At 73.6% G+C, this 9,811-nt stretch carries 8 protein-coding genes; 3 read left to right on the top strand and 5 right to left on the bottom strand.

All coding sequences use genetic code 11. From position 1 onward, the window contains the following. Positions 1-139: 139 nt before the first annotated feature. From WDV06_RS34250 to WDV06_RS34270, 5 genes are all read right to left on the bottom strand, one after another. Positions 140-1,810: a bifunctional uroporphyrinogen-III C-methyltransferase/uroporphyrinogen-III synthase gene (locus tag WDV06_RS34250; protein WP_395513725.1), complete on the bottom strand. Its 1,671-nt coding sequence runs from the start codon at positions 1,808-1,810 to the stop codon at positions 140-142. Next, positions 1,807-2,763, bottom strand: coding sequence for a hydroxymethylbilane synthase (hemC, locus tag WDV06_RS34255; RefSeq protein ID WP_395513726.1), 957 nt, complete (start codon positions 2,761-2,763; stop codon positions 1,807-1,809). The genes WDV06_RS34250 and hemC overlap by 4 nt, the downstream gene beginning before the upstream one ends. Next, the gene (locus WDV06_RS34260; protein WP_395513727.1) at positions 2,760-4,529 is read right to left on the bottom strand and encodes a glutamyl-tRNA reductase; all 1,770 of its coding nucleotides are present in this window, start codon (positions 4,527-4,529) and stop codon (positions 2,760-2,762) included. Before WDV06_RS34260 ends, hemC begins: the two co-directional genes overlap by 4 nt. After that, a complete protein-coding gene (locus WDV06_RS34265; RefSeq protein WP_395513728.1) occupies positions 4,526-5,344 on the bottom strand; it encodes a redox-sensing transcriptional repressor Rex in 819 nt (272 codons plus the stop codon). Before WDV06_RS34265 ends, WDV06_RS34260 begins: the two co-directional genes overlap by 4 nt. A gap of 273 nt (positions 5,345-5,617) precedes the next feature. Continuing rightward, positions 5,618-5,896 (bottom strand): glutaredoxin family protein, encoded by a 279-nt coding sequence (locus WDV06_RS34270; protein ID WP_395513729.1) that lies wholly within the window; start codon positions 5,894-5,896, stop codon positions 5,618-5,620. 100 nt (positions 5,897-5,996) lie between these two features. Here WDV06_RS34270 and WDV06_RS34275 point away from each other — a divergent pair, with 100 nt between their 5' ends. The 3 genes from WDV06_RS34275 (at position 5,997) to WDV06_RS34285 (ending at position 9,644) form a co-directional block, all read left to right on the top strand. Further along, entirely contained in the window at positions 5,997-7,028 is a 1,032-nt protein-coding gene (locus tag WDV06_RS34275; protein ID WP_395513730.1) for an HAD family hydrolase, read from the top strand. A gap of 340 nt (positions 7,029-7,368) precedes the next feature. Continuing rightward, the gene (locus WDV06_RS34280) at positions 7,369-8,181 is read left to right on the top strand and encodes an ECF subfamily RNA polymerase sigma factor, BldN family (protein ID WP_395513731.1); all 813 of its coding nucleotides are present in this window, start codon (positions 7,369-7,371) and stop codon (positions 8,179-8,181) included. A gap of 245 nt (positions 8,182-8,426) precedes the next feature. Continuing rightward, positions 8,427-9,644, top strand: a complete 1,218-nt coding sequence (locus WDV06_RS34285; protein WP_395513732.1) for a DUF5667 domain-containing protein — start codon at positions 8,427-8,429, stop codon at positions 9,642-9,644. Positions 9,645-9,811: the final 167 nt, after the last annotated feature.

Consider the following 9,811-nt stretch of genomic DNA (forward strand, 5'->3'; position numbering starts at 1 on the left):
CCCCCCCCCCCCCCCCCCCCCCCCCCCCCCGCCCCCCCCCCCCCCCCCCCCCCGCCCGCCGCGGGCGGGGGGGGGGCGGGCGCGCCGCGCCCCCCCCCCCCCCCTCCACCCGCTAAGGCCCCCGGGGCCCCTAACCGGCTCACGTCGTACGACGGCGCCGCGCGCCCGGACGGCGCTCGCTCGGCCGGGCCACGGCCTCGCCGGCCTCCTTGGCGGCCTCGCGCCGGGCCTCCCCGTACGCGGCCAGCGCCTCCGCCAGCTTGCTCACGCTCGGCTCCGGCGACAGCACGTCCACGCGCAGGCCGTGCTCCTCCGCCGTCTTGGCCGTCGCCGGCCCGATACAGGCGATGACGGTCACGTTGTGCGGCTTGCCCGCGATGCCGACCAGGTTGCGGACGGTCGAGGACGACGTGAAGAGAACGGCGTCGAAGCCGCCGCCCTTGATCGCCTCACGGGTGTCCGCCGGCGGCGGCGAGGCGCGCACGGTCCGGTACGCGGTGACGTCGTCGACCTCCCAGCCCAGCTCTATCAGCCCGGCGACCAGGGTCTCGGTGGCGATGTCGGCGCGCGGCAGGAAGACGCGGTCGATCGGGTCGAAGACCGGGTCGTACGGCGGCCAGTCCTCCAGCAGACCGGCGGCCGACTGCTCGCCGCTGGGCACCAGGTCCGGCTTCACACCGAACTCGACCAGCGCGGCGGCGGTCTGCTCGCCGACCGCGGCGACCTTGATCCCGGCGAAGGCACGGGCGTCGAGCCCGTACTCCTCGAACTTCTCCCGCACCGCCTTGACGGCGTTCACCGACGTGAAGGCGATCCACTCGTAGCGGCCCGTCACCAGGCCCTTGACCGCCCGCTCCATCTGCTGCGGGGTGCGCGGCGGCTCCACGGCGATGGTCGGCACCTCGTGCGGCACCGCGCCGTACGAACGCAGCTGGTCGGAGAGCGAAGCGGCCTGTTCCTTGGTGCGCGGCACGAGCACCCGCCAGCCGAACAGCGGCTTCGACTCGAACCAGGCCAGCTCCTCGCGGCGCGCGGCGGCGCCCTGCTCACCGACCACGGCTATCACCGGACGGGAGCCCTCGGGGGAGGGGAGCACCTTGCCCTGCTTGAACACCTGGGCGATGGTGCCCAGGGTCGCCGTCCAGGTCCGCTGCCGGGTCGTCGTACCGCCGACGGTCACCGTCAGCGGGGTCTCCGGCTTGCGGCCGGCCGACACCAGCTCGGCAGCCGCTGCGGCCACCGTCTCCAGGGTGGCGGAGACGACCACGACGCTGCCCTCGCCGGCGCCCACCTCGGCCCAGCAGCGCGGCGAGGCGTGCCGGGCGTCCACGAAGCGCACGTCCGCTCCCTTGTCGCCGCGCAGCGGCACACCCGCGTACGCGGGCACGCCGACGGCGGTCGCGACACCGGGCACCACCTCGAAGGGGATCCCCTCGTTGGCGCAGGCCAGCATCTCGGCGGCGGCGTTCCCGTCGAGCCCCGGGTCGCCGGTGACGGCACGCACGACCCGCCTGCCGGAGCGCGCGGCCTCCATGACAAGATTGGCGGCGTCGCGGATCACCGGGACCCCGGCGGCTGCTGACTTCTCGTCAGCGACCGTCAGCTGCGGCGTGTCGACCCCCGCGCGCGCGTGGGTCCGTACGACGTCGAGCACCTCGGGCTCGGCGACCAGCACGTCCGCCGCGGCGAGCGCCTCCACGGCGCGCAGCGTCAGCAGACCCGGGTCGCCGGGGCCGGCACCCAGGAAGGTGACCAGCCCCTGGACCGCGACGGCCGGGAAAGCGGAGGGGGTGGGGCTTGAGGGGTTCAAAGGGATCGCTCCCCCATCAGACCGGCCGCGCCCTTGGCCAGCATCTCGTCCGCGAGTTCGCGGCCGAGCGCCATGGCCTCGTCGTACGACTGGGGCACGGGACCGGTGGTGGACAGCTGCACCAGCGTGGAACCGTCGAGGGTTCCCACGACACCACGCAGGCGCATTTCATTGACAATCTGGCCGTCGGCGAGGGCGCCCACGGGCGCGCTGCAGCCGGCCTCCAGGGCCGCGAGCAGAGCACGCTCCGCGGTCACGGCGGCCCGGGTGTACGGGTCGTCGAGCCGGCCGAGCGCGGTGATCAGCTCCGTGTCGGACGCCAGGCACTCCACGGCCAGGGCTCCCTGGCCGGGCGCGGGCAGCACGTTGTCGACCGACAGCAGGTCGGTCGCCTCGTCACCGCGCCCGATGCGGTTGAGGCCGGCGGCGGCGAGCACGACCGCGTCGAGCTCCCCGTCGCGCACGAACTGGATCCGGGTGTCGACGTTCCCGCGGATGGCCACGCACTCGATGCGCTTCCCGAGCCCCTTGGCGTACGCGTTCAGCTGCGCCATCCGGCGCGGCGAGCCGGTGCCGACCCGGGCCCCGTCCGGCAGCTGCTCGAAGGTCAGCCCGTCGCGCGCCACGAGGGCGTCGCGCGGGTCCTCCCGCTTCGGCATGGCCGCGATGACCAGCTCGTCGGGCTGCGTGGTCGGCAGGTCCTTCAGCGAGTGCACGGCGAAGTCGACCTCGCCGCGCACCAGCGCGTCGCGCAGGGCGGTGACGAACACGCCGGTGCCGCCGATCTGCGCGAGGTGCTCACGGGACACGTCGCCGTACGTCGTGATCTCCACGAGCTCCACGGGCCGGCCGGTGACCGCCCGGACCGCCTCGGCGACGTGCCCGGACTGGGACATGGCCAGCTTGCTGCGCCGCGTGCCAAGCCTGAGGGGCTGGTCGGGACGTGAGTTCATGATGCCCGTCCTGGGTCGTCGTTCTTCGGATCGGCCGCGTCCGCCCGGCTGACGGATGCCACCGTCTGAGGGTCGAGGTCGAAGAGTTCACGCAGCGCCTCGGCGTACCCGGCACCGCCGGGCTCGCTCGCGAGCTGCTTCACGCGCACGGTCGGCGCGTGCAGGAGCTTGTCGACGACGCGGCGCACGGTCTGGGTGACCTCCGCGCGCTGCCGTTCGTCGAGGTCCGGTACCCGTCCGTCGAGGCGTGCCACCTCCATGGCGACGACCTCGGCGGCCATCGCCCGCAGGGCGACGACGGTGGGGGTGATGTGCGCGGCCCGCTGCGCCGCCCCGAAGGCCGCGACCTCTTCGGCCACGATCCCCTTCACGGCGTCGACGTCGGCGGCCATGGGCGCGTCCGCGGAGGCCTCGGCCAGGCTCTCGATGTCGACGAGCCGCACGCCCGGGATCCGGTGCACGGCGGCGTCGATGTCCCGCGGCATGGCCAGGTCGAGCAGCGCGAGCCGGACGGGGACGGCCCCGTCCCCCTGGCTCCGCGCCACCCGGCGGGGCTGCTGCCGCTGCGCGGCGGCCTCCCCCTGGTCGGCCCAGGCCCCGTGCAGTTCGAGCGAGCTCGCGTCCACCCCGGTGAGCGCCGAGCGCCCGTCCCCGACGGGCACGTCCACGGGACAGCCGTCGGCGGCCGGCGCCGAGGGCGTGATGGTCCGGGCGGCCCCGGCATCGGCCAGCCGCCGCTGCCCGCCTTCGGCGGCGATGACGAGCCGCGCCAGAACATCGGCATCGGCGAAATCCAGCCCCGCCCGGGGGCCCCTCCCAGCGGTGGCTGGGGGAGATTGAGGCGCGGGGTCCTGGGGGCGGGGCCCCCAGGGGGTCCGGTGCACGGCCCCGGTTTCGGGAAGGGGCGGGGTGGGGGAATGCCCCGCAGGGCCACCCGCCACCGCAGCGGCCACGTCGTCCCCGGTCAGCACCAGCCCCGTGGCCCCCGTACAGGACACGACGACGTCGGCCCGTCCGAGCTCATCGGCCACGGCGGACATCGGCACGGCCCGCGCCGCCACACCGGTGCCCGAGGCAACCAGGATCTCAGCGAGACGCTCCGCCCGCTCCGCGGTCCGGTTGGCCACGGCGATCTCCGCGACCCCCACCCGCGCCAGCGTGGCGGCGGCCAGCGAGGACATCGACCCGGCGCCGATCACCAGCGCCCGCTTGCCCGCGGCCCAGTCCGCGACCGGCTCGCGCACGGCCAGCTGCTCCAGCCCGAAGGTCACCAGCGACTGCCCGGCCCGGTCGATGCCGGTCTCCGAGTGCGCCCGCTTGCCGACCCGCAGCGCCTGCTGGAACAGGTCGTTGATCAGCCGCCCGGCGGTGTGGAGCTCCTGCCCCAGCGCCAGCGCGTCCTTGATCTGCCCGAGGATCTGCCCCTCGCCGACGACCATCGAGTCCAGCCCGCACGCCACCGAGAACAGGTGGTGCACCGCCCGGTCCTCGTAGTGGACGTACAGGTAGGGGGTGAGCTCCTCCAGGGCGACCCCGCTGTGCTGGGCCAGCAGCGTGGACAGCTCGGCGACACCGGCGTGGAACTTGTCCACGTCGGCGTACAGCTCGATCCGGTTGCAGGTGGCCAGCACGGTCGCCTCGGCCGCCGGCTCGGCGGCCAGGGTGTCGTGCAGCAGCTTGACCTTGGCGTCGGCGGACAGCGAGGCCCGCTCCAGCACGCTCACGGGCGCGCTGCGGTGGCTCAGGCCAACGACGAGCAGACTCATGCCGGCATCACCGCCGGGACGTCGCCCTCGGGCCCGCCCTTGCGCGCGGCGGCCGCGGCCCGCCCGGCCGGCGGCTCGACGGCGGCGGCCGGAGCGGCCCCGGTGCCACCGGCACCGGCCGCGCCCGTGCCCTCGGCGGGAGCGCTCGTCTCCTCGCCTGCCTTGCGCTGCTCGTGGAACGCGAGGATCTGCAGCTCGATCGACAGGTCGACCTTGCGCACGTCCACCCCGTCCGGGACCTGGAGCACGGTGGGCGCGAAGTTCAGGATGGAGGTCACACCGGCGGCGATCAGCCGCTCGCTGACCTGCTGCGCGGCGCCCGCCGGGGTCGCGATGACCCCGATGGAGACGCCGTTCTCCTCGATGATCTTCTCCAGGTCGTCGGTGTGCTGCACGGGGATGCCCGCCACCGGCTTGCCGGCCATGGCCGGATCGGCGTCGATCAGCGCGGCCACGCGGAAGCCGCGCGACGCGAAGCCGCCGTAGTTGGCCAGGGCGGCGCCGAGGTTGCCGATGCCGACGATGACGACGGGCCAGTCCTGGGTCAGCCCGAGTTCGCGGGAGATCTGGTAGACGAGGTACTCGACGTCGTAGCCCACGCCGCGGGTGCCGTAGGAGCCGAGGTAGGAGAAGTCCTTGCGCAGCTTCGCGGAGTTGACTCCGGCGGCGGCCGCGAGCTCCTCCGACGACACCGTGGGGACCGAGCGCTCGGAGAGCGCGGTGAGGGCGCGCAGGTACAGCGGAAGCCGGGCGACAGTGGCCTCGGGAATACCTCGGCTGCGGGTCGCCGGTCGGTGAGTTCGGCCAGTTGCCACGATGCTCCTGCGGGATGAGCGGGGCTGTAGGCGGCCTCGTGTCCCAGGACCGCCCCGTCGAAAGCAGGCTATGTCTTTGTGAACGCGTGCACAAAGATTGTGTCCGCTTTGTCCGAGCAAAGTGACCGGGGTCACGCGGGCCGGGCGCGCGGGGCCTGAGCCACGAACGGGCCGAACCCGTTCAAATCCCGAGGGGGGCAAAGCGGTACACACTCCTCATCGATACGCCCCCGAGACCCCATAAATCGCCCATGATGGTAACGGCCCGGAGGGTCAGGCTCCCAACGCCTTCCGCAGGCGCTCGGGATTCACCCTCCAGAAGGTGTGCTGCTCGCCGTCCACCAGCACGACCGGAATCTGCTCCCAGTGCCGGCGGTAGAGCTCCTCGTCCTGCGAGATGTCCTTCTTCTCCCACTGCGCACCCGTCTCGGCGCACACCTTCTCGATCACTTCCTGGGCGTCGTCGCACAGATGGCACCCGGGCTTCCCGATGAGCGTCACCATCCGCTCTTCGGGACGCTTCTTTTCCTTACGTCGCAGCAAAGGGCTCATGCCGCCATTGTCCCGCGCCGCGGGGCCCGCGCCCGAAGAGTTAACCGCCCTGTTTCCCGGCGGTTCGGGAACTCCCGAACACAGTGGCTATGCTCGCGTCATGGCCGCTCTGGGATGGCTCACCCCCCGTAGACGCTCCGCGACAGCGCGGAGCGTGCTGGCAGGCGAGGCCTCGGCCGAGGCCGCCCGCAAGACCGCGCGGTCCGACGCCCCACCGCACGCCGACGAGGCGGCGCAGGAGGCCCACGGGACCGCAAACGGAACCGGAACCCACACCACCACCGCGCCCGGCGCGGACGGGGCGCACACGACGGGCACCGGCGCCGAGACCGCGGCCGAGCCCGCGTTCCCGGTCCCCGGCGACGACCTCGCCGCCGCCTTCTTCGACCTCGACAACACCGTCATGCAGGGCGCCGCGATCTTCCACTTCGGCCGCGGCCTCTACAAGCGCGAGTTCTTCCGCCGCCGCGAACTGGCCCGCTTCGCCTGGCAGCAGGCCTGGTTCCGGCTCGCGGGCGTCGAGGACCCCGACCACATGCAGGACGCCCGCGACAGCGCCCTGTCCATCGTCAAGGGCCACAAGGTCTCCGAACTGATGTCGATCGGCGAGGAGATCTACGACGAGTACATGGCGGAGCGGATCTGGCCGGGCACCCGCGCCCTCGCACAGGCCCACCTCGACGCCGGCCAGAAGGTCTGGCTGGTCACCGCCGCCCCCGTCGAGACCGCCACGATCATCGCCCGCCGCCTCGGCCTGACCGGCGCCCTGGGCACCGTCGCCGAGTCCGTCGACGGCGTCTACACCGGCCGACTGGTCGGCGAACCGCTCCACGGCCCCGCCAAGGCGGAGGCGGTGCGCGCGCTGGCCGCCGCCGAGGACCTGGACCTCGCGCGGTGCGCCGCGTACAGCGATTCGCACAACGACATCCCGATGCTGTCACTCGTCGGGCATCCGTACGCGATCAATCCCGACACAAAACTGCGCAAGCATGCCCGTGCACACGACTGGCGGCTGCGCGACTATCGGACCGGCCGCAAGGCCGTGAAGGTCGGCGTCCCGGCCGCCGCCGGAGTCGGCGCCCTCGCGGGCGGCGCGGCCGCCGCGATCGCCCTGCACCGCCGCCGCAAGTAGGAACGCCGGGCCCCGCCCCTCCCGCGGGCGGCCCGGCGGCCATTCGCTCCCCTCTACCCGCGCCGTCGGCGCGGCACTCCGGCCTGCCCGACTCGGTCGCCGGACACCCTGGAAGCGTCCATTCCGCGCACCCATGTGATCAATAAGCGATCACCAACCCGCACCGAATATGCCCTGGACACGCAACAGAAGTGTCGGAACCGGTGATTTCAGCAACTGGGTGTAGCGCTGCCTGTACGAAGCGTTATTCTCCTCAAACGCATGCCGCCGCCCGCCTGTCGCCACGACGGGTGAACGGTCCCGCACTGCACGTGATGGAAGCTCTGCCTCTGGGAGTCCCGTGTACCCACCTGTCGGGGTTGACGCCTCGGGCCTGGCTACGCTGCGCGCAACGGTCCTCGACCACCTGCGCGGCTTCGTCCCCACCGCGTACGCCGTCCCCGCCCTCGCCGCCGCGGTCCCTGCCGGCTCCGGCCCGGCCGGTCCCTGCTACGCCCTGACCGACGGCGGAGCGACGGTGGGCAGACGCGGTCGCACCAGCGCGGGGTCCGCCGCCGGCGCCGGCACCAGCGCGCCGACCGCCCGCCGCCCCACCGCGGACAGCGACCAGGCCCGCATGATGGACCTGGTCGAACGCGCCCAGGCGGGCGAGGCCGAGGCCTTCGGCCGCCTCTACGACCAGTACAGCGACACGGTGTACCGCTACATCTACTACCGCGTCGGCGGCAAGGCGACCGCGGAGGACCTCACCAGTGAGACCTTCCTGCGCGCGCTGCGCCGCATCTCCACCTTCACCTGGCAGGGGCGCGACTTCGGCGCCTGGCTGGTGACCATCGCGCGGAACCTGGTGGCGGACCACTTCAAGTCCAGCCGCTTCCGCCTGGAGGTCACCACCGGCGAGATGCTCGACGCCAACGAGGTGGAGCGCAGCCCCGAGGACTCCGTCCTGGAGTCCCTGTCCAACGCGGCCCTGCTCGAAGCCGTCCGCAAGCTCAACCCGCAGCAGCAGGAGTGCGTGACCCTGCGCTTCCTCCAGGGCCTCTCGGTCGCCGAGACCGCCCGGGTCATGGGGAAGAACGAGGGCGCGATCAAAACGCTCCAGTACCGCGCGGTCCGCACCCTGGCCCGCCTGCTCCCGGACGACGCCCGCTGACGCCGCGCCCGACGGCCCGCGAACCCACACGACGACCTCACACCCGGTGACCCCTCGATGACGCTGTGGTCCGATCATCCTTCGTCCGTAACCCAAGTGCCGCGCCGCTCGTTGTGCGGAATGCAGGCTCCCTGTGGACACGCCCTGCCCGAAGCCGCTCACTCGAAAGTGTGGATGTGCTCAAGGAAGGCAACCTTCCGGACACCTGGGGGAGTCGATCGTCATGACGAGAGGAGGTGCCGCCAGTGATCGCGAACGTGACCCCGCACCGGCGGGCGAACGCCTTCGCCCAGGCCCTGGAGGATCGGACCCCTTCCGACCTTTCGGAACCGGAACCGGCGGCCGAGCAGTCCGAGGCACCTGCCGAATCTGCCGACCACGACCGGCTGTTGGCCCTGGCGAACGTGCTCGGCGAAAGAATGCCGCGCCCGGTGCTGGACCCCGAGGTCAAAGTGGTGCAACGAGCACAGCTCGTCGCCGCCATGGAGGCCATGGTGATGGAGGAGAGGGCCGGGGGCGGTGCCGCCGCGGACCCTCAGGTGCCCGAGCAGCGGACCGGCCGCGGCGCCCACCGGGCGACCTCGCTCCGGAAATTGCGGCCCCGCTCCCGCTGGTCCAAGGGCATCGCAGCGGGCGGCCTCACCGTGGGTGTGGCCGCCGGGGCCTTCAGCGGAGTGGCCGCTGCCAGCACCGACGCCCTGCCCGGTGACTCCCTCTACCCGGTCAAGCTGGGCATGGAGGACCTCAAGCTGGGCATGGCCGACGAGGACGCGGACCGGGGCGAGCTCTACCTCGACCAGGCCTCCCACCGCCTGTCGGAAGCGCGCAGGCTGATGGAACGCGGCCGCTCCGGCCCCCTGGACCACGAGGTCCTGGCCGACATCCGGCGCGCCCTGGCGGGCATGAAGCACGACGCGGCCGAAGGCCACCGCCTGCTCCAGGCGGCCTACGAACGGGACGGCTCGCTCGGCCCGATCCAGACGCTGTCCTCGTTCTCCCGCTCCCACCGCGACGCGTGGGGCCGGCTCCGCTCCAACCTGCCCCCGCAGCTCCACGACGTCGGCGACCAGGTGACCTCGGTCTTCCAGGCCATAGACGATGACGTGGAGCCGCTCCAGGGCCTCCTGCCGAAGCCCCCGGAGCAGAACCGCGGCGGACAGGGCCCCGGCTCCTCCACGCCGGGCGCACCGGCCCCGGGCAACCACCAGCAGCCCGCCCCGGCATCCGGCGCGCCCTCGCAGCCCGCCGCGCCCGCCGCACCCAGCTCCTCCGGCAGCCACGCCCCGGCTCCCGGAAGCGGCCTCCTCGGCGGCACGGGCGACCTGCTCCACCCCCCGGCACAGGGCGGCCAGTCCACCCCCACGCCGGCGGCGCCGGGCCTGCCCCAGCCGGACATCACCATCCCGCCGCTCATCCCGAACCTCCTCCCGGGCTTGGGCCTCACGGCGGAAGACGCGGAGTAGGGCCCACGGAGAGGGGGGGGGGGCGCCCCCGCCCCCCCGGCCCCCCCCGGGGGCCCCCCCCCCGCCGGGGGCCCCGCCCCCCCCGGCGGGCGGGGCCCCCCCCCCCCCCCCCGGGACCGCGCGGGTCAGACGTTGAAGCCGAGTGCGCGCAGCTGCTCACGGCCGTC

The sequence above is a fragment of the Streptomyces racemochromogenes genome (assembly GCF_044129415.1).
GTDB lineage: Bacteria > Actinomycetota > Actinomycetes > Streptomycetales > Streptomycetaceae > Streptomyces > Streptomyces racemochromogenes_A.